A 21,881-nucleotide genomic window follows, 5' to 3' on the forward strand; every position below is an offset into this window, starting at 1 on the left:
GAAACGGGAGTTGGCGAGGTGGTGCCCGGCGCGCGGGGGTGGCTGTGGTGGCCGGCGGTGAGGTCGGTGCGGGGGTCGCGGTGTGCGGGAGTCACCTGGGGTGGTGACTTCAGGGGCGGCGGGTTGACGAGGAGGGGCCCAGCGCAGGCGCCCAGAGGGTCGCTCAGCGGTGTGGGTCAGACCTCGGGGCGCAGCATCGGGGGGTTGAGGAGGGTGGCCCCGCCCGCGCGGAACAGCTGGGCGGGGCGGCCGCCCTGGCGGGTGGTGGTGCCGCCGGTCGGTACCAGGAAGCCGGGGGTGCCGGTGACCTTGCGGTGGAAGTTGCGGGGGTCGAGTGCGACGCCCCAGACCGCCTCGTACACCCGGCGCAGCTCGCCGACGGTGAACTCCTGCGGGCAGAAGGCCGTGGCGAGCGAGGAGTACTCGATCTTCGAGCGGGCGCGTTCCACGCCGTCGGAGAGGATGCGGGCGTGGTCGAAGGCGAGCGGGGCGGTCAGCTCGCCGTCGCGGGTGTGGGCGTTGCCGTCCTGTTCCAGGAGGGTTTCGACGGGGGCCCACCGGGCGCTGTGGGCGTCGCCGCCGGCCTTGGGGGCGGGCAGGTCGGGGGCGAGGACGAGGTGCGCGACGCTGACCACGCGCATACGGGGGTCGCGCTTGGGGTCGCCGTAGGTGGCGAGCTGTTCGAGGTGCGCGCCGTACGGGGCCTGGGGGCCGGCCGGCGGGCAGGCGTGCAGGCCGGTCTCCTCGGCGAGTTCCCGGGCGGCCGCCTCCGACAGGTCCTCGTCGGCGCGGACGAATCCGCCGGGCAGGGCCCAGCGGCCCTGGAACGGCGGCTCACCGCGGCGTACGGCCAGCGCGCACAGGGCGTGGCGGCGCACGGTGAGCACGACCAGGTCGACGGTGACAGCGAAGGGCGGGAAGGCCGACGGGTCGTAGGGAGGCATGCCGCGATCATAGTCGTCCGCCTGACGATAAACAGGTCGCGCGGGTCTCACGAGCGCAGGTGCAGACCGTCCGCGGCCTCCTCGACCATGCCCATCCCGAGGCGGCTGATGCGTACGGCGAAGGGCTGCTCGGCGATGGTCAGTCCGGTCAGCTGCATCGCGCCGAGCGGGGCGGTGCCGAGGGGGCGGACGGTGACCGTGCCGGCGGGGACGTCGGGGCGCAGGCCCGCGAGGGCGATGAGTATCTGGACCGCGCCGGCCGCCGCGACGGCCGCGGGGCGGCAGGCCGCAGGGTGCGGGACGGGGACCCCGCCGGCGGTGCGCTGCTCCCCCGCGTACATCTCCGGGAGGCGGTGGCCGAAGCTTTCCGCGGCGTCGAGGATGCCCCTGGTCAGAGCGCCGGCGGCGGCTTCGTGGCCGGCCGCGGCGAGTCCGGCGGCGGCGACGGCGGTTTCGTGGACGCGGACCGCTCCGCCGCGGTGGCCGAACGGGTTGTAGCCGCTCTCGTTGGCGCCGAGTCCGCGCAGGCCCCAGCCGGAGTCGAGGGCGGGTGCGCGGAGCAGCCGGCACAGCTGGTCGGTGCGGGCGGCGTCCAGCAGCCCGGGCGCATGGGCGGCGCCGCCGAGCAGGCCGGTGTCGAGGAGGTGGGCGGCGGTGGCGCCGAGGTGCGGGACGGGGCGGCCGGCGGCGGTGAGCAGGGCGGCGGGGCGGCCGCCGGCGCGGTCGTCGAGCCAGAAGTCGGCGCGGAAGCGGGCGCGCAGATCCGCCGCCCAGTCGCGGAGGGCGGCGGCGCCGGGGGCCTGGCAGGCGTCGAGGAGGTCGGCGCCGAGGACCGCGGCGCGGTGGGCGTGGGCCTGGGTCTCGCAGCGGTACGGGCCGTCGGAGGCCGGGTCGGGGAGGTAGCCGCCGCGGCCGGCGGCGGGCCGGTCGGTGGCGGTGCGGAGCCAGTGCAGGCAGCGTTCGGCGGTGGGCAGCAGTCGTTCCGTCTCGCGGTCCGGCAGGCCCCAGCGGCGGGCCTCGGCGAGGACGGCCGGGAAGAGGAGGGTGGCCTCGATGCCGGTGCAGCCGGGCGGGGCGTGCGGGCCGGCGTCCCGTAGGGGGCCGGGAATTCGGCCGAAATCCGCCCCTGGAGTGGCGAGTTGGGTACGGGCGAGGGTGCGCAGGGTGGCGGCGGCGAGGCGGGTGCCGAGCGGGAGCAGCATCCGGGCGGTCCACAGGGCGTCGGCGGGGGCGAGGCCGCAGCGCCAGGGGAAGCCGCCGGCGACGAAGACGTCGGTTGGAAGCGCCGGGTCGCGCGTCAGCAGGCCGTGCAGGTCGTCGAGGCTCTGGGCCAGGAGGATGTCGGCGCGGGGGTCGTCGCATTCCAGGCGGGCGGCGGACCAGGAGCGCGGCGGCCGGTCGCCGCGGCCTCCGCGCCTCCGGGAGGCGGTGCGCGGGCCGGGGGCGGGCGTGGCGCGGCTGACAGGGGTGGGCGGGGTGCCGGTGTCGTGGTCCAGGCGGGGGCGGAGTTCGATGGTGCGGCGGCCGCCGGGTGGGAGGTGGAGTTCCCAGCGGAGCAGGCCCGCGGAGGCCAGGGCGTCCTGGGGCGCGGGGTCGGCGGTCACCACGGCGTGCGCGCCGGGCCCGGACCAGCGCAGGCCGGATCCGTGGACGGCCGCGCGGAGTTCGGGGCCCGGGCGGCCGACGGCGACGGCGCCCAGCTCGGCGAGGTCGGTGCCCAGGTGGATCTCGACGGGCAGCCGGAGGGGCCGGGCGGCGCTGCTGTGGAACGTGATCCGCTCGGTGCCGTCGGCGGAGCGGAGCCGGTCCATGCGGATCTCCGGGTCGGGGCCGCGCTCGCCCGTTCTGCGGACCACCCCGGTGAAGCGAGCGCGGTCCGCGGAGATCAGCCGGCCCTGGACGACGAGCGGTTCGCCGCCCGCGGCCCGTACCTCGCAGCGGGAGAGGATCCGCCGGCCGTCGCGGTAGCAGCCGTCCAGGCCCTGGCCGGTGAGCTGGCCCGTGGCGGACGACACGGTGAGCGACGGCAGCGCCACGCAGACCAGCGCCGCGTGGACGGGCTGGGGCTGCGGCGGCCGGAGCGGGGACGCCGGGGCGCGCCGGTCCGCGGCGGTCCGGTGGGCCGGCTGGTGGGTGGGGACGATCCCTGGCACGCTCTGCGCTCCTGGTGAGGTCGGGGCTCCGTACGGCCTGACGCCACCCGGCTGAACGGTGCGGCCGGCGCCCAGGTCACGCCGGCCACGCCGCACCCCGTGCCGTTACCGCCGGCTTCGGTCACCGTCCCGGCCCGTGCGGCGGCCGCCCGGCGCGCCGGTCGTACGGGAGCCGGGGCCGGTGCTGCCCCGGGGCCCGCGGGGGCGGTCGGCGCTCCCTGGGCGGGCCGGCGCGGGCCTTCGGGTGGAGCGCCGGCGAGCGGTGGCGGTGGCTTCGGGGGCGGTGGCTTCGGTGGCGCCGCCCGCGGTCCCATTGACAACTACGGCCCCACCAACCGCACTTGCACCCGCGGTCCCAGCGGTCTCGGCGGCTTCGGCTTGCGCGGCCGCGGCCGCGGCCCCGGCTTCGGCTTTCGCGGCCTCGGCCTCGGCGGCTTCGGCTTCCGCGCGTTGCTGGCGGAGGCAGCGGCGCAGGGGCTCGGGGTCCAAGCCCTCGTTGATCGCGCGGTGCAGGAGCTGGGCGAAGACGTACTCCTGGTCGGCGACCAGGGCGCGGCTGAGGGCGACGCGGGCGGAGGGGGCGTCGGCCGTGGACCAGCAGACCCAGCCGGCGAGCGTCAGCGGGGCCGCGGCGTGTTCGCCGTAGCCTCCGGTGCAGCGGCGGGCGAGGGCGCGCCAGAGGCGGAGGGCCGCCGCGGCTTCGGGGCCGTCCATCCATTCGGCGGCCCGGTCGCGGGTGGCGCGGTTCTGGAGGCCGAGGATGAGGGTGGCGGCCTCGGCGTCGGTGATCAGGGCGTCGTCGCAGGCGTCCCGGGCGCGGTTGCTGCCGGCCGGGGTGTCCTGGCGGAAGCGGTGGATCATCGCGGCGGCCAGTTCGAGGGTGTCCCGGTGGACGGCAGCGGCGGTGCCGGGCTGGATCATCCTGGGCACCAGCTCCGCGGCCGCGGTGTCCAGCGCCTTCTCCTGATCGGCACCGCGCGGTCCGGTGCGGGGCGCGAGCCGGGCCTCCATCTCCTTGAGGGAGCCCCGAACCTGCATGCCGGAGTAGGCGGCGGCCGCGGCCATCACGGACGTACCGGGCAGGAAGAGCGGGGTGCCCTCGGCGGGGCAGCAGCGGTAGTCGGGGCAGCAGTAGGACCAGAAGCGGCCGTTGGACAGGCACAGCGCTTCGAGGACCGGTACGTCCAGCGCGCCGCAGGCGGTGCGCAGCCGCTGGGCCAAGGGGCGCAGGCGCTCCTTGACGTCCTGGCCGCTCTCGCCCGGTGCCGGCTCCTGGCAGAGGAAGACCAGGATGCCGACCGGGCGGCCGGAGCGCCGGCGGGCGCCGGTGATCAGGCAGTCGGCGAGCTGGTCGCTGACGTCGGGCCAGTGGGACGGGTCGGAGGGGATGCCGAGCCTGAGCCGGCCGCCGAACCGGGCGCGTTCGCCGTGCAGGGCGACCATGACGATGCTGTTGTCCGGATAGAAGCCGAGGAGGTAGGGGAGAGCGTCGGCGAGTTCGGCGGGGCCGCGCAGGGTGACTTGGGAGTCGGGGGCGGGGCCGGCGGCACGGTCACCGGAGGGGTGGGCGGAGCCGGGCGGCCCACCGGGACCATCGCCGTCATCGGCGGCCGCAGGCGGGGCGTAGGCGCCGCAGGAAAGGGCGGGACCGGGCGGGTCGTAGGGGGTGGGCGGGGCGTACGGGGGGCTTGTTGCTCCGTGACGGCCGTCCGGATCGTGGCCGCTGTTCGGATCGCGGTGGCCGTTCGGATCGCGGTGGCCGTTCGGCTCGTGGCGGTCGTTCGTTCGGGTGTCGGTGCTCGGCTCGGTGGTGTGGTGCGACGGCGGGGTGTCGGACGTCGTGCGGTCCTCCGTCGTGAGGTCGATGTTCCGTTCGGTGCCCTCGTTCATCTTGGTCTCCTCGGTTTTTTCCGTTCCGTCGGTGCTGTCGGCGGCGTCCGTGGTGGTCTTGGCGCTGCCGGCCCTCTGCGGTTCGCTGTGCGGATTCATGGCTTGAAGATCCCGCAGCGATGCGGTCCGCCGCGACCCCTGTGGATAACTTCCGGAGTGGGTTTTCCACAGCTCGCGGACGGGGTGCGCGCGTCGTCAGCGGCATCGGGTTGCATGGAGGGCATGAGCGAGGGACGGCAGGGGCCACCACCCCATCTCCGAGCGGTAGTTGAGCGTCGCACAGCGCGCCTGTGGGACCAGGGCTGCGCTGCCTGTCGATGCACCGGGTCGACGTGCTCCCACCTGTTCAAGTGCGACTCGCTGATGAAGACCTCGGACGCGGACCTCGGAGACGGAGGCGGAGGCGGCCCTGGCGGACACCGGCATCGCCTGCCCGCCGCTCACCGCCCATCTCTTCGCGCGCTACGTCGAATTCCTGTACTCGGCGGCCACCTTCCGTACGCGATTGACCCGCAGACCTCCCCGGCGGGCCTGAATTCCCGCCGAGCGGGAGGGATTTTCGGCCACAGGCCGGCCGCTGGACCATCCGCTATTCCAAGGGAACGGCTATGACGGTATTAAATGAGGCCATGAACGACTCACCTATTCTTGTGCTCGGCGGCACCGGTAAGACCGGCAAGCGCGTCGCCCGGCAATTGACCGAGCGGGGATTCACCCCCCTCGTCGCCTCCCGTTCCGGGGAGCGCCGTTTCGACTGGCAGGACAGGAACACCTGGGCGCCCGCGGTGGCCGGCGCGGGCGCGGCTTACCTGGTGGACTCGCAGGGCGAGAACGCCGCCGCGCTCATGGCGGAGTTCGCGGAGGTCGCGGTGAAGGCGGGCGTGCGGCGGCTGGTGCTGCTGTCGGCGCGGGCCTGGGAGCAGGCCGGCGACGAGGCCGGCTTCGCCGTCGAACGGGCCGTGCGGGACTCCGGTGCCGGCTGGACCGTGCTGCGGCCGACGTGGTTCGCGCAGAACTTCAGCGAGGAGGCGTTCCTGCGCGACCCGGTGGTTTCCGGTGAGGTCCGGCTGCCCACCGGGGAGGGCCTGGAGCCGTTCATCGACGCCGAGGACATCGCCGCGTCGGCGGTCGCGGCGCTGGTCGAGGACGGCCACGACGGGGCGACGTACGCGCTGTCCGGGCCGCGGGTGATGACCTTCGGCGACTGCGTGCGCGAGATCGCCGAGGCCACCGGCCGCGACATCCGCTATGTGCCGGTCTCCCCGCAGGAGTACGTCGAGCTGGTCGTTGACAGGGGTGCCGACCGCGGCTACGCGGAGTTCGCGGCGGGGCTGCTCGCCGACGTCGCCTCGGGCAGCGGGGACTACCTCTCCGACGGCGTGCAGCGGCTCACCGGCCGCGAGCCGCGGGACTTCTCGCAGTACGTCAAGGACACCGCGGGCAGCGGCGTCTGGCAGGGCTGACACCCCGCCGCGGGGTGCGGGCCGGGCCGGTCCGCACCCCGCCCCCTTTCCCCTCGGGGGCCAGCGACCGGGCCCCGGCCGGCCCCGCAACCACCCCCGCGACCGGCCCCATGACCGGACCGAGAGCGCCGGATGACCCGGCAATGACCCGGTGCCCGCCGCGGCCGCTATACAGTGATGCGGCCCTACCGAAAAGCAGCGGAAAAGCAGCCGGAGAATCGCAGGGAACTGCGGAGAACTGCGGAGCACCGCGGAATTCCGCGGACCCGCGCGCGTTCGCGGAAAAAGGCGGCGACGGTGCCGCCCTTTCCAGCGAGCGGTCACCTCGGCCCCTTTTCCGCCCTGGAATCGCTCCTTCCTGCCTCCATCTTCGTACCGACGGCCATTCCTGAAAGTTTCCGAGAGGAACAGAGGAACAGAGGAACCCTCCATGAACAGCCCATCGACGGACTCGTTAGCAACCAGGGCAGAGGCGCGGCAGTGGACCGGACTCGTTTTCCTGCTGGTCCCCACCCTGCTGCTCACCACCGACCTGGGGGTGCTGTGGCTGGCGACCCCGCCGCTGGCGGCCGATCTGCGACCCACCAGCACCGAACTGCTGTGGATCAACGACATGTACGGCTTCGTCATGGCCTGCCTGCTGGTCCTCTCCGGCAACTTCGGTGACCGCTTCGGCCGGCGCAAGGTCCTGCTGGCCGGCGTCGTGGCCTTCGCGGTCGCGTCGCTGGTGGCCGCCTACGCGACGAGCCCTCTGGTGCTGATCCTGGCCCGGGCCGTCCTCGGCGTCGGCAGCGCCTGCATCATCCCGTCGACCCTGGCCCTGATCTCCCACGTGTTCACCGACGCCCGGCAGCGGGCCCGGGCCATCGCCATGTGGGTCACCGCGCTGTCCACCGGCATCGCCCTGGGCCCGGTGGTGAGCGGGGTCATGCTTCAGTACTTCTGGTGGGGTTCGGTGTTCCTCATCGGGGTGCCGGTGATGCTCGCGACCCTGGTCGTGACGCCGTTCGCCGTCCCCGAGTACCGCGACCCGGCGGCACGGAAGCTGGACACGGCCGGGATGCCGCTGCTGCTGCTGACGCTGCTGCCCCTGGTCTTCGCCATCAAGCGGCTGGGCGAGCACGGCCCGGACGCCTGGATGCTGCTGTCCCTGACCGCCGCCGTCGTCTTCGGCGTCCTCTTCGTCCGCCGGCAGCAGCGGCTGGCCAACCCGCTGCTGGAGCTGCGGCTGTTCCGCGACCGGACCTTCACCACCGCGCTGGTGCTGCTCTTCGTCGGCCTGTCGGCGATGAACGGCGTGGAGTACGTCATTCCGCAGTACCTCCAGCTGGTCAGCGACCTGCCCTCGCTCCAGGCCGGGCTGCTGATGGTGCTGCCCGCCGCCGGCCTGGCCCTCGGCTCGCAGCTCACCCCGTTCCTGACCCGGCGGACCCGCCCCGCCTACGTGATCGCCGGCGGCGCCGTGCTCGCCCTCGTCGGCTACGCCCTGATGATCACGTTGCCCGCCGACCTCTCCGGCGCCGCCCAGGCGGCCGCCGGCACCACCGTCATGATGACCGGCCTGGCGCCGATCACCGTACTGGGCACGGACATCGCCGTCAGCGCCGCGCCTCCGGAGAAGGCCGGCCAGGCGTCCTCGGTGGGGCAGACCAGTTACGAACTGGGCCTGGCCTTCGGCGTCGCGGCCACCGGCAGCGTCATGGCCGCCGTCTACCGCGGCCACGTGCGCGGCGAGGCCCCCGGCGCGGTGTCCGGCGGCACCGTCGACGCCATCGCCGGCAACATCAGCGGCGGCACCGCCCTGGCCAAGGAGCTGGCCGGCGGGGCCGGTGACGCGATGCTCGCGGTGACCCGCGCCGCCTTCACGTCCGGCCTCCAGGTCGCGGCCGTCATCAGCGGCTGCCTGACGGTGCTGCTGGGCGCCCTGGCCGTCCTGCTGCTGCGCCGGGTCGCCCCGACGGGCGGCGAGGGACCGGCAGCCGAGGCGCCGGAGGCGGGCGACGCGGACCGGGCGCCCGAGGCGGACGACGCGAGCACCGCCGGCAAGAACCCGGCCGGCACCCCCGCGGCCACCGTCGCGGCCGACGACCGCTGACCCGCCCCGGCGGCCACCGATCCGCCCCGCCCCGACTCATCCCCCTCGGCGGCCCCAACACCCTTCCTCTCCCTTCCAGTTGACCCCAACTCCACATTCCACACAGAACAGGAAAGACCCCATGGGAAAGCTCAGCGGTAAGACGGCTCTGGTCACCGGCGGCGGCCGGGGCATCGGCCGCGGTATCTCCGAGCGCCTCGGCCGCGACGGCGCGCTGGTCGCCGTCCACTACGGCAACGACGAGGCCGCCGCCAAGGAGACCGTCCGCACCATCGAGGCCGAGGGCGGCCGGGCCTTCGCCTTCCGCACCGAGCTCGGCGTCCCGGGCGACGCCGAGGCGCTGTGGGCGGCCTTCGACGAGCAGATCGCGCGGTACGACGAGCGGGGCGGCCTGGACATCCTGGTCAACAACGCCGGTGTGCTGGCGTCCGGTGCGATCGACCAGATCGACGAGGCCGCCTACGACCGGGTGTTCGCGATCAACACCAAGGCGCCGTTCTTCATCATCAAGCACGGCCTGACCCGCCTGCGCGACAACGGCCGCATCATCAACGTCTCCTCCGGCGTCACCAAGGTCGCCATCCCCGACGTCATCGCGTACTCGGCGACCAAGGGCGCGCTCGACACCCTGACCTTCACCCTCGCCCAGGGCCTGGGGGCGCGCGGCATCACCGTCAACGCGGTCGCGCCCGGCACCATCGAGACCGACGCCAACCCGTGGGTGAAGGACCCCGAGGGCCGCAAGCAGATCGCCGCCGTATCGGTCTTCAACCGCGTCGGCCGGCCCGCCGACATCGGCGACGCCGTGGCCTTCCTCGCCTCCGACGACGCCCGCTGGATCACCGCCGAGGTCATCGACGTCAGCGGCGGCTCGGCGCTGGGCATCTGAAGCCGCGCAGGGGCGAATCGGGCGTCACCCCTGCGCGTAACCGACGCTGCGCGGGCGTATCCGACGCTACGCATGGGCGCGGTCGTCGCATACGGGGCGACGACCCGCCGGCTGCTCGACGCAGGCGACGAGCGGCTCTTCGTGCCGAACTCGGGCGTCCCCCAGGCTCCGCCGGGGCGGCAGGGCGCTGTCCATCCGCATCAGGGTGCGCAGCGCGCGGCGGCGGGCGGACGGGAGCACCTGCTCGCCGAAGCCCGCGCCGAGGCGGGTGGTGGGGAAGGTCAGCAGCTCGCGCCGCATCCGGGCGATCATGATGTCGCAGAGCCGGTCCAGCGCGGCGTCCGAGAGCGGGTCCAGGGTGAGGACCGCGCCCTGGGCCTGGCCGCCGCCCCAGCCGGGGCGCCGCCCCAGCAGCTGGGGGCGCGCGGCGAGGACGACCATGAGGGCCGGCGGCTCGGCGGAGCCGACGAGCCGTTCCAGGAAGTCCAGCCCCGCGTCGTCGAGTTCGTGGCCGTCGTCCACGAAGATCACCAGGGGGTGGTCGATCGCCACCGCGCGCAGCAGGCTGATGCCCCCGGCGAGCAGCGGGCCGTGCCGGTGCGGCGCCGGGCCGTGCCCGCCGGTGGTGATCAGCTCGGTGACACAGGCGTCGGCCTCGGCGGCCTCCTCGGGATCGGCGATATAGGCGTAGACCTGCTGGCGCAGCAGACCGGCGACGGTGGCGGTCTCGGTGGTCAGCGGGGCGTCGCAGAGCGCGAACAGCAGATCGCGCAGCAGCCCCAGCGGCCGGTCCGCGCAGTCGGGCCCGGTGGTCAGGAACCGCACGTCGTCCCAGCGGGCCATGGCGCGGCGCTCGAACTCCAGCGCCAGCCGGGTCTTGCCGGTGCCGACCCCGCCCAGCAGCGTGACCAGCTGCGGCACCGAGCGGTACCGCGAGCGGCCCAGGAGGCTGCCGAGGACGTCGAGTTCGTAGTCGCGGTCGATGACGGGGACGCAGGGGTGGGCCAGGGAGCGCCAGTGCGCGGAGCGGACCTGCCAGCCGGTGGCGGACGAACCGCAGCGGCAGAAGCACACCGTGTCGCGCGCCTGCTCCCGGGTCACCGGGCAGGCCCGCGCGGTGCCGGCGGCGGCGCGGGTGAGCAGGGTGCGGCAGGTGTCGGCGGCCGACCCGAGGACCATGGCCGGGGAGTCGGGTTCCGCGCCGATGCGGTAGAGCACGGCCTCGCCGGTGGCCACGGCGGCCCGGACGCCGACCGGCGGGCGGTTCCCGGCGGGCGGCGAGGGGACGCAGGTGAGCAGCACCAGGGCGGCGGAGGTGGCGCGTTCGGCGGCCCGGTCGCCGGTGAAGACGGCGACCAGCGCCGGCCCGGCGGGGGCGGCGACCGTGCCGTCGAGGTGCTCGGCGGCGTCCCGTAACGCGTCCGCGACGGCGGCCAGGCCGCTCTCCACGGCCGGGGTGTCCGGTGAGGCGCACCGGTCGTCGAAGGTGGTCTGCACCATCAGGACGCTGTGCGTGCCGGAGCCCACGGCGGGCGCCGGCCCCGGTGCCGGTGCGGGAGCCGCCACCAGGATGCCCGGCCCGCCGTCCATACCGGAGGCGGCGGCCAGGGGTGCCGGGCGCGTCTCCCGTACGGGCGGCGGGGCCGCGGGGGCGGCCGCGGCCACGGGGTGGCGGCGGACGACGGCGGCCGGACGGGGACCGCCGGGGTGCCGGGGCCGCGGCGCGTCGGCCGGCCTCGGCACCTCGGGCGGCCGCGCCGCGGGGGCCGCCTCCGGCGCGAGCAACGTGTCGTCGTGGCGGAGGATCGCCTGCTGGAGCGTCTGGAGCCGGTTCCCGGGCTCCAGGCCGAGCTCGTCCACCAGGCGTTCGCGCAGCCGGTTGTACGCGCCGAGCGCGTCGGTGTGCCGGCCGCAGCGGTACAGCGCGAGCATCAGCTGGCCGCACAGCCGCTCGCGGAGCGTGCCGGCCTCCACGGCGCTCTCGATCTCGCGCAGGACCGAGTGGTGGCGGCCCAGGGCGAGTTCGGCCTCGAAGTAGTCCTCCAGCGCGTCGACCCGGGCGTTCTCCACACCGGCCAGCTCCGGCCAGCAGAAGCCGGCCTCGGCGAGGTCGGCGAGGATGTGGCCGCGCCACAGGCCCAGGGCCCGGCGCAGGACGTCCGCGGCGGCGCCCGGCGCCCCGTCGGCGAGCCGCGCCCGGCCCTCCTTGGCCAGCCGGTGGAAGCGGTACAGGTCCACGCTCTCCGGGTCCAGCTGGAGCAGGTACCCCGGCGGACGGGTGATCAGCGAGGCGCGGCCGGCGCCCTCGTCGGTGGACGCGAGGGAGCCGCGCAGCCCCCAGACGGCGTTGTGCAGGATCTTGCGCGCGGAGTTGGGCGCCTCGTCAGCCGGCCAGAGGGCCTCCAACAAGGCGCTGGTGGACACCACGCGGTTGGCGTGGAACAGCAGGAAGCCGAGCACCGCTCGCTGCTTCGTACCCTGCAAGGGCACGACTTCTCCCTCATCGACGATCTCCAGTGGCCCAAGGACGCGGAACTCCATTCGCACTTCCCCCTTCGCGGTGCGGAGGACGGGGCGGCGGCGGCCGGGGCTCCCCCGTCGTACCGGTGCGCTGCCGCCGACCGGTCCGGGCCGGGGCCGCCGGTGCTCCCCGGCCGGTTGCCGGACCGGTCACGGTCAGATGGTGCGGCGCGTCGGCGGGCGGAGCCACCGCAACCTCCATAAGTCGCTGAACCCGCGCGAAACAGCACGTCAGCGCGGTGTCAGGAAGGCGGCGCAAGCTCCGCGGTGTCCAGGGAGTGAGATGCAGGCCGCTCGTGGCCGGGCGGCACGCAGGCGCACACAGGCGCACACAGGCGCACATGCTGACCCGCCCGGCGCGTCCTGAACAACGGCGACCTACCGGAGTACGCACGCGCAATGGACCGCCCAAGAAAAAGAAAACAACTGCTATGTTTTTCCGCTGCAGTCATCGCTGCGCCAGAGGGGGGTCTCATGTCCGCGGCCGTGTCCGCTCCGTCGTCCGCCACCACGCTCCCGGTGGAGGAGCCGCCGGCGCCCGGCGGCCTGTCCCGCTTCGCCGAAGAGGTCTTCGCGCCGCTGCCGCGCAGCGACCAGCGCCGCTGGGCCGAGGTCTACCTCTGCGGGCTGCTGACCGTGCCCGGCAAGAAGACGATCCGCAGCATGGCCCGGGGCATCGCGCCCTGCGCGGCCGCGGCGCACGCGCTCCAGCAGTTCATCAGCGCCAGCCCGTGGGACTGGCTGGGCGTGCGCGAGGCCCTGGCCCGCGCCGCCGCCGGGCGCCTGCCGGAGCATGTGTGGACGGTCGGCACGACGGTCATCGAGAAGCGCGGTGAGCACTCCGTGGGCGTACGCCGGCGCACCGTCGCGGAGACCGGGCGCACGGTCAACTGCCAGGTCGGGGTGGGCCTGTTCCTCACCTCCGCCCAGGAGAGCGTGCCGGTGGGGTGGCGGCTGCTGCTCGACGGGACGTGGGCGGGCGATCCGGCCCGCCGGCGCCGGGCCCGCATCCCCGAGGGCACCGGCGCCGAGCCCGCCTGGGCGCACGTGGCCGAACTGACCGATCGGCTCGCCGAGTTGCGGGTGTCGGGCCAGGTACCGCTGGTGGCGGACCTGTCGGCCGGGGTGGAGCCGGCCGAGCTGGCGGCCCGGCTGGGGGCGCGGCGCCGGGACTTCGTCCTGGAGATCGCGCCCGACCGGCCGGTGCTGCCGGGCGGGCCGGGGATGCCCGGCGGGACGGCCGTGCCGGACGGGCAGCCGGTGGGCGTGGAGCGGCTGACGGCGTATCTGGCCGCGCGCCACCCGCAGCTGCTGAGCACCGAACGCCGGGGCGGCGGGCGCCCGGTGGACGTACTGTGCACGCCGGTGCGCCTGCCCGGCCCCGAGTACGCCCCGGGCCGCGCCGCCCCCGTCCACCGGCTGGTGGCCGAGCTGTCCCCCCGGAGCCGCCGGCCCGCGCGCTACTGGATCACCTCACTCCGCCGCCACCGGACGGCCGAGGTGCTGGCGCTGGCCCGCCGGTCGGCGCTGACCGGCGCGGCGGTGCAGCGCCTCCAGAACGACTACGGGCTCCGCGACTTCGAGGGGCGGTCCTTCCCCGGCTGGCACCACCACATGACGCTGGCGTCGGCGGCGTACGTCTACCGGCGGCTGTACGAGGGCGCGGGGGCGGCGTACTGCGCGGCGGCCTGAGCCCCGCGCTCCGGGGCCCGCGCCCCGGGGCTCATACGGCGCTGCAGCCGCCGTCCACCGGAACGCACGCGCCGGTGACGAACGACGCGTGGTCGCTGCACAGCCACACCACGGCCCGCGCGATCTCCTCCGGCGCGGCGAACCGCCGCTGCACGGCCCGCTGGACCGCCAGCGTCTCCAGCGCCGGCATCTGTTCGATGGCCGCGTCCATCAGCTCGGTACGGGTGGCCCCCACCATCACGGCGTTCACCCGGATCCCCCGGTCGCCGTACTCCGCGGCGGCCGCCTTGGTCAGCCCGGCGACGGCGTGCTTGGCGGCCACGTACGGCGCGACGACACCGGTGGCGAACGACCCCGCCGTACTGGAGGTGTTGACGATCGCGCCGCCGGTGGACTGGCCGAGCATCACGGGGATCTGGGCGCGCAGGCAGTTCCAGACACCCCGCACGTTGACGTCCATGATGCGGTCGTAGTCGGCGTCGTCCATCTCGTGCAGCGCGCTGCCGGCCGCTCCCCAGCCCGCGTTGTTGAACGCGGCGTCGAGCGACCCGAACCGCTCCACGGCGAGCCCGACGGCCCGTTCGACATCGGCGGCGGACCGGACGTCCCCCGGCGCCGCGGCGGCCCGCCCGCCGCGCGCGGTGATGGCGGCGGCCAGCTCCGCCAGCCGCTCCGCGCGCCGCGCGACCAGCACGACGGCGGCCCCCTCGGCGGCCAGCAACCGCGCCGCGGCCGCCCCGATCCCGCTGGACGCCCCGGTCACCATGACGGTCCTGTCCTTGAGCAGCATCCCTCTGTCCCCCCGTTTGAACGCCGGTATCGGGTATCCGGCACGCGTCGCCCGCGGGCGCCCCGTGCACCGGTATGAGATTAAGTGACCGCTACGACAAAGGTGTTGGTGTTGACGACGTGGCCTAGGTCCCCACGGGCCGGCCGCGCTCCTCCCCCAGTTCCAGCCGCCGGGCGGCGCCGGGCGTGGCGACGGCCGGCAGCAGGGTGTGCCAGACCTCCGCTATCCGGCGCGGCAGATCGCGGCGGCCGCTTTCGAGGCCGGAGTGCATCTGCGCGCCCGTACACGCGTAGACGAGCAGCCGGGCCACCGCCCGGGGGTCGGCGTGCGCGCGCAACTCGCGGCGGCGGGCGGCCTCTTCCAGGTCGGCGGTGAGTACGTCGATCCACTGCTGGTGGGAGTTCCCGGCGGGGCCGGCGAAGTACTCCTGGTCCATCACCAGGCGGGCGCCGGCCAGCAGCACGGGGTCGTCCGGCAGCCGGCAGGCCCAGGTGAGGGTGGTGTCGACGGCCCGCTGCAGGCCCTCGGAGTCGACGGCGGGCACGACCCGGTCCGGCTGGTTGCGCACGATCTCGCGGGCCAGCTCCTCCTTACTGGCGAAGTGGAAGTACATCGCCCCCAGGGTGAGCCCCGCCCGCTCGGCGATCCTGGCGACACTGGCCCTGGTGAACCCCCACTCGGCGAACGCCTCCGCCCCCGCCTGTACGAGCGCGGCCCGGGTGCGCACCGCCCGCTCCTGCTTCAGGACCCGTCCCGCCATCGCCCCGCACCGCCCCCATCCGTTCGCCCGAATCCGGACAAAGAAAGACGCTCGCCATTTCTGGCACGCTCGCTATTTCTGGCACGCTCGCTATTCACGCTCGCTGTTTCTGGCGCGTCGGGACGGCCCGCGACGGTGCCGTCCCCAGGGGAGAATACGCAGTGCCACCTGCCCCGATACCCGGCGGCGGCGCTTGCCCTCCGGGCCCCGCACACCTGCCCTCGCGCCCGGGGAACTCAGCCCGCCGTCGCCAGCACCAGCGGCAGCACCGGTCCGCTGCCCGCCCGCCGGAGCAGGCGGGCGGCGACCGCGAGGGTCCAGCCGGTGTCGGTGCTGTCGTCCACGAGGAGGACGGGGCCGGGTGTACGGGCCACGGCCCCGGCCAGCTCCTCGGAGAGGGTGAACGCGCCGGTGAGCCCGCGGAGGCGCTGCGCGGAGTTGCTCCGGCGGGCCGCCTGCGCCCCGTCCGGCCCCGTATACGACAGGGTCCCCAGGAACGGGAGGCGGCCGATCTCCGCGATCCCCTGGGCCAGCGAGCCGACCAGCCGCGGGCGGGCCAGCGACGGTACGGCGACGACTCCGGCCGGGCGGGCGGCGGCGTCCGGCGCGTCCGACGCCCAACCGCCCGGCGAGCGCGCCCAGTCGGCGAGGACCGCGACCGCCGCCCGCAGGACGTCCTCGGGTACCGGGCCGTCGGCCGCGTGCTCCGCCAGGAGGGGGCGCAGGCGGTTGCCCCACCCGATGTCCGAGAGCCGCCCCAGGGCGCGCCCGGGGGCGCACTGCTCACCGGCCGGGATGCGCCCCTTGAGGTCGACGCCCAGCGCCGGCATACCGGTCGGCCACATCCGGCGCGGCTCGACCCCGACGCCGGGACGCTCCAGCTCCTCCGCCGCCCCGGCCAGCGCGTCCGTCGAGACCGACGCGTCGATCCAGGCGCCGGCGCAGTTGTCGCAGCGGCCGCACGGCGCCGCCCCCTCGTCGTCGAGCTGGCGCCGCAGGAACTCCATCCGGCACTGCGTCGTGCTCACGTAGGCGCGCATCGCCTGCTGCTCGGCCGACCGCTGCTCGGCCACCCACGCGTACCGCTCGCTGTCGTACGCCCACGGCCGCCCGGTGCTCTCCCAGCCGCCCTTGACCCGCCGGACCGCGCCGTCCACGTCGAGGACCTTGAGCATGGTCTCCAGCCGGGTGCGGCGCAGATCGACCAGCGCCTCCAGGGCCGGCACCGACAGCGGCCGCCCGGCGTCGGCGAGCGCCGCGAGGGTCTGGCGGACCTGCGCCTCGGGCGGGAAGGCGGTTTCGGCGAAATAGCGCCAGATGGCCTCGTCCTCCTTGCCGGGCAGCAGCAGCACCTCGGCGTGCTCGACACCGCGCCCGGCCCGGCCGACCTGCTGGTAGTAGGCGATCGGCGACGAGGGGGAGCCGAGGTGGACGACGAAGCCGAGGTCGGGCTTGTCGAAGCCCATGCCCAGCGCGGACGTGGCGACCAGCGCCTTGACCTTGTTCCGCTGGAGGTCGGTCTCGGCCTGCAGCCGGTCGGCGTTCTCCGTCCGCCCGGTGTACGAGGCGACCGCGAAGCCCCGCCGGCGCAGGTAGGCGGTGGCCTCCTCGGCCGCGGCGACGGTCAGCGCGTAGACGATCCCGGAACCCGGCAGCTCGTCCAGGTGCTCGGCCAGCCAGGCCAGCCGGTGCGCGGCGTCCGGCAGCCGGACCACGCCCAGCCGCAGGCTCTCCCGGTCCAGCGGACCGCGCAGTACCAGCGCCTCACCGGCGCCCGTCCCCAGCTGCTCGGCGACGTCCGTGGTGACCCGGGCGTTGGCGGTCGCGGTGGTCGCCAGCACGGGCACCCCCGGGGGCAGCTCGGCGAGCATCGACCGCAGCCGCCGGTAATCCGGGCGGAAATCATGCCCCCAGTCGGAGATGCAGTGCGCCTCGTCGACCACCAGCAGCCCGGTCGTGGCGGCCAGCTTGGGCAGCACCTGATCGCGGAAATCCACCGAATTGAGGCGTTCGGGACTTACCAGGAGGATGTCGGTCTCGCCGCGCTCGACCTCCTCGTGGATGGTGCCCCACTCCTCCGGGTTGGCCGAGTTGATGGTGCGGGCCCGGATACCGGCCCGCTCCGCCGCCTCCACCTGGTTGCGCATGAGCGCCAGCAGCGGCGAGACGATCACCGTGGGGCCGGAGCCCCGCCGGCGGAGCAGGGCGGTGGCGACGAAGTACACCGCCGATTTGCCCCAGCCGGTGCGCTGGACGACCAGCGCCCGCCGGCGCTCCCTGACCAGCGCCGCCACCGCGTGCCACTGGTCCTCCCGCAGCCGCGCGGAACCGCTCGGGTCCCCGACCAGCTCGGCGAGGATGGCATCGGCTTCGGCGCGGAGCTCCACATCGTCCATGCCCCCATGCAAGCCGATGGCGCGGCCTGCTGGCCAGCTCACGCAGGGTGACACCGGTGTCGCGGTACGCGCCCCCGGGGGGGCGTGTCCGGCGGGGGCTGCCTCCGGGGATCGCGCCATGGCGTCCGGCCCGGCTGCCGGCGGCTGACGCGCGGCGGCTTACTGGGGGCGCCTTACTGGCGGCGGCCGCTCACCCGGTCGCGCAACGGGCCTTCGCCAGGGGCGCGTTGGAGCGGCCGGGATGGGCAGGGATAGCAGCGGGGACCGGCCGTTTCCGGCCGTACGCGGCGAACTCCTCGTTGCCGCAAGCCTGTACGAGCCGGGAGAATGGGAACGGCTCCCCCGTGTCCGGCCGTTCGCGCTCCGGCCGGGCCGTGCGGTGGTGCGCCGGCGCCGCCCGGCCGCCGCCCGCAGCGCGTACGCGCAGACGAAGGGAGGACGATGGCCTTCGGATTCGCCCAGCCCTCGCACGACCCGCCGCCCGCGTCGGCCGCTTCCGGCGCCCGCTCGGGACGGCTGCTGGAGCCCGCGGAGTGGGCGTCGGCGGGCATACCGCTGCTGCGCGGCCCCCGGGAGGTCGTCGCCGGTCTGCACGCACTCCACCTCCCCGTCCCGGCGACGGTGCTCGTAGCGGTGCTGGACCCCCGCGAACGGGTCGTCGCCAGCGCGTCGTTCGGCGAACCGGCCGCGGCCCCCGACGGCTGGGAGTGCCGCAACGCGCTGCTGGCCCGGCTCCGCCGGATCATCCCGCACGACCTGCGGCTGCGGGTCCCGGTGCGGACGGCGGTGCTCCTCTACTGCCGCGAGGGCGGCCCCCGTTGGACGGAGGCGGACGGCGCGTGGATGTGGGGCCTGCGGGACGCCTGCACGCTGCACGGCCTGCGCTGCGGCGCGTTCATCGCGCTGACCCGCGACCGCTGGCAGGTCCTGGGCGAAGGCCGCGGCGGCCGCCTGCCGAGACCGCCCGGGCCCGGCGGCGGCACGCGCCGGGCGGCGCCGGCGGGGGCGCGGGCGGGTGGGGGCGGTACTCCGGACGGGGCGCGGCCTGGTGTACGTGAGGGCGCGGACGGGGCGCGTCCCGGTATACGTGGCGGCCCGGACGCGGTGGCCGGCGGTGCCGGTCGGGACGCGGCCGGCGGGAATGGGCCCGCGGGGCCGGCGGCCGTGCCCCGTCAGGCGCGGCGGACGGCGGCGGGGCCTGGTGCGGGGGACGTGCCCGGTCAGGTGCCGCGGACAGGGGACGTGCCTGGTGCGGCGGACGGGCGTGGTGCGGCGGACGTTCCCGGCCCGGCAGAGGGGCGTGTCCCGGCGGATGGGCATGGCCCGGCGGACGGGCGTACGCCGGAGGACGGGCGCACACCGGAGGAACGGCCGCCCGGCCAGGGACCGGTGGGACCTGCCGAACCCGCGGCACCGTCCGCCCCACCCCGTACGGCGCCGGCCCGGACCACCACGCCGGCCGAGCCCCCGCGCGGCCGGGGAGCGCCCCGGCGGACCGGAGGCGGAACGCCCGAGGCCCGCCGGCGCCCGGCGCCCCGCTGACCACCCCCGCACCGGGCGGGCGCGGCACCCGCCGGGCCGGTGCCCGGACCGCGGTGCGCCCGGCGACCGGCGGTTATCCGCCCGGCCGATACGCCGGGCACGCGAACGAGCCCGCCCGGCCAGAGGCCGGCGGGCCGCGCCGGACGGTGTCGGTCAGGCGTTCGCGCCGAGTACGGCGTTGATCCGGTCGGGGTCGCCGCAGACGATCAGCAGCGCTCCGGCGCGGGCCATCGCGGCGGGCAGGGCCCGCGCGGCGGTCTCGTCGCTGCCGCCGTTGAGGGCGACGACCACCACGGGCCGCCCGGTGGCACGCTCGGCGCCGGCGTCCGCGTAGAAGACGTCGTCCGCGGCGTCGTGCTGGGCCCAGTACGAGCCCTCGCCGAACGACAGCTCGTGGGCGGCCCACGGGTGGTCCCCGCCGGTGGTGAGCACCAGGATCTCGCCCGGCGCGCGGCCGGAGTCCAGGAGCAGGTCGACGGCTTCGTCGGCGGCGTCGATGGCGCCGTCGGCGGGTGCCGGGATCAGCTGGAGCTGGGGCCCGGCGGCGCGCTCGGCCGTGGCGGCGGGCGGCTGCGGGGAGCCGGTGCGCTGCGCCGGCGGGGCGGGGACCGGCCCGCGCGACGGAGCGGCGGGTCCGGGCTTGCCCGGACGGGCACTGGACGCGGGCGCGCCTCGCGGCGGGGCGGGGCGGGGACCGGGACCAGGAACGGGACGGGGGGTCGGCGCGGTGCGGCCGGCGGCCGGAGTTGCGCGGGGACCCGGGACACTCTCGTGAATCTGAGGCTCCTCGGGGATGAGAGGCATAAAGGGATGTCTATCAAACGTAGGTGCGGGACATGTCAGGGGGTACCGAATTCCTGCCCCCGACGCTCAGAAGTCGAAGCCGAGTTGGCCACCGGCCTCCAGAGCGGCTGCTTCGGCGGTGACGCGCACCTTCTTGAGGTGCTGCCACCGGGGCAGGGCGTCCATGTAGGACCACGACACCCGGTGGTACGGCGTGGGACCGTACTGCTCCAGGGCGGTGCGGTGGGTCGGCGAGGGGTAGCCGGCATTGGCCGCGAAGTCGAAGTCGGCGTACTCCAGGCCGAGTTCGGCCATCATGGCGTCCCGCCGCACTTTGGCGATCACGGACGCGGCGGCGACCGCGATGCAGGACTGGTCGCCCTTGATGACCGTCCGGACCCGCCAGGGCGCGCCCAGGTAGTCGTGCTTGCCGTCGAGGATGACCGCGTCCGGCCGGACCGGCAGCGCCTCCAGGGCGCGGACGGCGGCGAGCCGGAGGGCCGCGGTCATGCCCAGGGTGTCGATCTCCTCCGGTGAGGCGTGACCCAGGGCGAACGAGGTGACCCAGTCGGCGAGCACCTCGCACAGTTCGGTGCGGCGCTTGGGGGTCAGCAGCTTGGAATCGGTGAGTCCGTCCGGTGGCCGGCGCAGTCCGGTGATGGCTGCGCAGACGCTGACCGGTCCGGCCCAGGCTCCGCGCCCGACCTCGTCGATCCCTGCGACGATCTTGGCGCCCGTGGTGGCGCGCAGTGATCGCTCGACGGTATGGGTGGGAGGCTCGTACGGCATGGCGCCAGCCAGATTACGCCTATTCGGCGCGGGCGTCCGCACCGGATCCGCGACCGGCGCCGGCGGGGCGCGCCGGAGGGGCGGGCGCGGCGGTCCCGGGCGGGTCCGCGAGCCCCCGGCACCGGGCGCGCGCAACGGCCCGCCGACGGCGAAGTCGCAGGTGAGAGCGGTCTGTTGCGGACGGCGGCGGCCCGTCGCGGTCGGTGGCGGGGCGCGGCGGGACGGGCTGGCGCCGGCGCGGGCGGGACGGCGTACGGGTCAGACGGCGGGGGTCCACGGCGGCAGCGGCTCGGTGCGGTCGAGCCATTCCCGGGGCGGGGCGCCCTGGGGGGCGGCGGCGAGGATGCCGCCGACGATGCCGCAGGTGGTGTCGACGTCGCCGCCGGCCCGGGCGGTGGTCCAGAACGCCTGCTCGTAGTCGCCGAGGTGGCGCGCCGCGGCCCAGAGGGTGAACGGCACGGTGTCGTGGGCGCTGGTGCGGCGGCCGCAGCCGAGGACGGCGGCGACGGTGCCGGGGTCGGCGTAGTCGAGCATGTCGCGGGCCCGGCGCAGACCGGCCTGGACGGCGCTGCGCGGGATCAGGGCGAGGACGCCGTCGAGCAGGTCCGTGGGGCCGAGGGCGCGGGCGGGGTCGGCGACCAGGGCGGCCGCGGCGGCCACCGCCATGGCGCCGACGACGGCCTCGCGGTGCTGGTGGGTGGGGTAGGCGGAGATCTCCGCCTGGTGGGTGGCCTGCTCGGGGTCGTCGGCGTACCACGCGCCGAGGGGCGCGATGCGCATGGCGGCGCCGTTGCCCCAGGAGCCGTGGCCGTTGAACAGCGCGGCGGACAGCTCCCGCCAGTCGCCGCCGTCGCGGATGCTGCGCAGCAGGCGGTCGACGACCGGGCCGTAGGTGCGGCCGGGGTCGTGGTGCTCGGCGAAGGAGTGGGCCAGCGCGTCCTGGTCGACGCGGTGGTGGGTGGTGAGGACGGCCAGGACGGAGCAGGCCATGGCGGTGTCGTCGGTCCAGCGCCAGGGGCCGGGCGGCAGCTCGCGGCGCTTGAGGGCGGGGTAGTGGGCGGGGACGAAGAACTGCGAACCGAGGGCGTCGCCCACGGAGAGGCCGCGCAGGCTCGCCAGAGCCCGCGCACAGCGCTCCGCGTCACGGGGGTCAGGGGTCGTCATCGCTGTGCACT

14 protein-coding genes and 1 pseudogene are annotated in these 21,881 nt (G+C 75.6%); 5 read left to right on the top strand and 10 right to left on the bottom strand.

Features of this window, described 5'->3' with window-relative positions; genetic code table 11:
* Positions 1–176 precede the first annotated feature (176 nt).
* From ADL22_RS05160 to ADL22_RS05170, 3 genes are all read right to left on the bottom strand, one after another.
* A complete protein-coding gene (locus ADL22_RS05160) occupies positions 177–944 on the bottom strand; it encodes an NUDIX hydrolase (RefSeq protein ID WP_066974207.1) in 768 nt (255 codons plus the stop codon).
* A 47-nt stretch (positions 945–991) separates the two neighbouring features.
* On the bottom strand, positions 992–2,980 hold the full coding sequence (locus ADL22_RS05165) for a glycogen debranching N-terminal domain-containing protein (protein ID WP_066974263.1): 1,989 nt from the start codon (positions 2,978–2,980) through the stop codon (positions 992–994).
* A gap of 222 nt (positions 2,981–3,202) precedes the next feature.
* Positions 3,203–5,086, bottom strand: coding sequence for a DUF4192 domain-containing protein (locus tag ADL22_RS05170; protein WP_324615507.1), 1,884 nt, complete (start codon positions 5,084–5,086; stop codon positions 3,203–3,205).
* A gap of 530 nt (positions 5,087–5,616) precedes the next feature.
* On the opposite strand from ADL22_RS05170, the gene ADL22_RS05175 reads away from it, so the two are divergent.
* The 3 genes from ADL22_RS05175 to ADL22_RS05185 all read left to right on the top strand — a co-directional run bounded on the left by ADL22_RS05175 (position 5,617) and on the right by ADL22_RS05185 (position 9,434).
* Complete coding sequence (locus ADL22_RS05175) at positions 5,617–6,450, top strand: NAD(P)H-binding protein (RefSeq protein WP_066974208.1); 834 nt, start codon at positions 5,617–5,619, stop codon at positions 6,448–6,450.
* A gap of 430 nt (positions 6,451–6,880) precedes the next feature.
* On the top strand, positions 6,881–8,545 hold the full coding sequence (locus tag ADL22_RS05180; protein ID WP_066974209.1) for an MFS transporter: 1,665 nt from the start codon (positions 6,881–6,883) through the stop codon (positions 8,543–8,545).
* Between the two features lie 121 nt (positions 8,546–8,666).
* Positions 8,667–9,434, top strand: a complete 768-nt coding sequence (locus ADL22_RS05185) for an SDR family oxidoreductase (protein WP_066974210.1) — start codon at positions 8,667–8,669, stop codon at positions 9,432–9,434.
* Positions 9,435–9,500: 66 nt separating this feature from the next.
* Here the strand turns inward: ADL22_RS05185 and ADL22_RS05190 are convergent, their stop codons facing one another.
* On the bottom strand, positions 9,501–11,924 hold the full coding sequence (locus ADL22_RS05190; protein ID WP_159048579.1) for an AfsR/SARP family transcriptional regulator: 2,424 nt from the start codon (positions 11,922–11,924) through the stop codon (positions 9,501–9,503).
* Positions 11,925–12,428: 504 nt separating this feature from the next.
* On the opposite strand from ADL22_RS05190, the gene ADL22_RS05195 reads away from it, so the two are divergent.
* The gene (locus ADL22_RS05195) at positions 12,429–13,646 is read left to right on the top strand and encodes a transposase (protein ID WP_159048580.1); all 1,218 of its coding nucleotides are present in this window, start codon (positions 12,429–12,431) and stop codon (positions 13,644–13,646) included.
* A gap of 31 nt (positions 13,647–13,677) precedes the next feature.
* On the opposite strand, the gene ADL22_RS05200 is transcribed toward ADL22_RS05195, so the two are convergent.
* From ADL22_RS05200 to ADL22_RS05210, 3 genes are all read right to left on the bottom strand, one after another.
* Positions 13,678–14,436, bottom strand: a complete 759-nt coding sequence (locus tag ADL22_RS05200; RefSeq protein WP_079063853.1) for a glucose 1-dehydrogenase — start codon at positions 14,434–14,436, stop codon at positions 13,678–13,680.
* Positions 14,437–14,560: 124 nt separating this feature from the next.
* On the bottom strand, positions 14,561–15,196 hold the full coding sequence (locus ADL22_RS05205) for a ScbR family autoregulator-binding transcription factor (RefSeq protein ID WP_066974212.1): 636 nt from the start codon (positions 15,194–15,196) through the stop codon (positions 14,561–14,563).
* A 236-nt stretch (positions 15,197–15,432) separates the two neighbouring features.
* A complete protein-coding gene (locus ADL22_RS05210; protein WP_066974213.1) occupies positions 15,433–17,592 on the bottom strand; it encodes a RecQ family ATP-dependent DNA helicase in 2,160 nt (719 codons plus the stop codon).
* A gap of 441 nt (positions 17,593–18,033) precedes the next feature.
* On the opposite strand from ADL22_RS05210, the pseudogene ADL22_RS35950 reads away from it, so the two are divergent.
* Positions 18,034–18,612: pseudogene (locus tag ADL22_RS35950) on the top strand (hypothetical protein); the annotation flags it as partial.
* 675 nt (positions 18,613–19,287) lie between these two features.
* Here the strand turns inward: ADL22_RS35950 and ADL22_RS05220 are convergent.
* From ADL22_RS05220 to ADL22_RS05230, 3 genes are all read right to left on the bottom strand, one after another.
* Positions 19,288–19,938: a hypothetical protein gene (locus tag ADL22_RS05220; RefSeq protein WP_066974215.1), complete on the bottom strand. Its 651-nt coding sequence runs from the start codon at positions 19,936–19,938 to the stop codon at positions 19,288–19,290.
* A 66-nt stretch (positions 19,939–20,004) separates the two neighbouring features.
* The gene (locus ADL22_RS05225) at positions 20,005–20,706 is read right to left on the bottom strand and encodes a ribonuclease HII (protein ID WP_066974216.1); all 702 of its coding nucleotides are present in this window, start codon (positions 20,704–20,706) and stop codon (positions 20,005–20,007) included.
* 258 nt (positions 20,707–20,964) lie between these two features.
* A complete protein-coding gene (locus ADL22_RS05230) occupies positions 20,965–21,870 on the bottom strand; it encodes an ADP-ribosylglycohydrolase family protein (RefSeq protein WP_066974217.1) in 906 nt (301 codons plus the stop codon).
* Positions 21,871–21,881 lie beyond the last annotated feature (11 nt).

The sequence above is a fragment of the Streptomyces sp. NRRL F-4489 genome, assembly GCF_001509485.1.
Classification (GTDB): Bacteria; Actinomycetota; Actinomycetes; order Streptomycetales; family Streptomycetaceae; genus Streptomyces.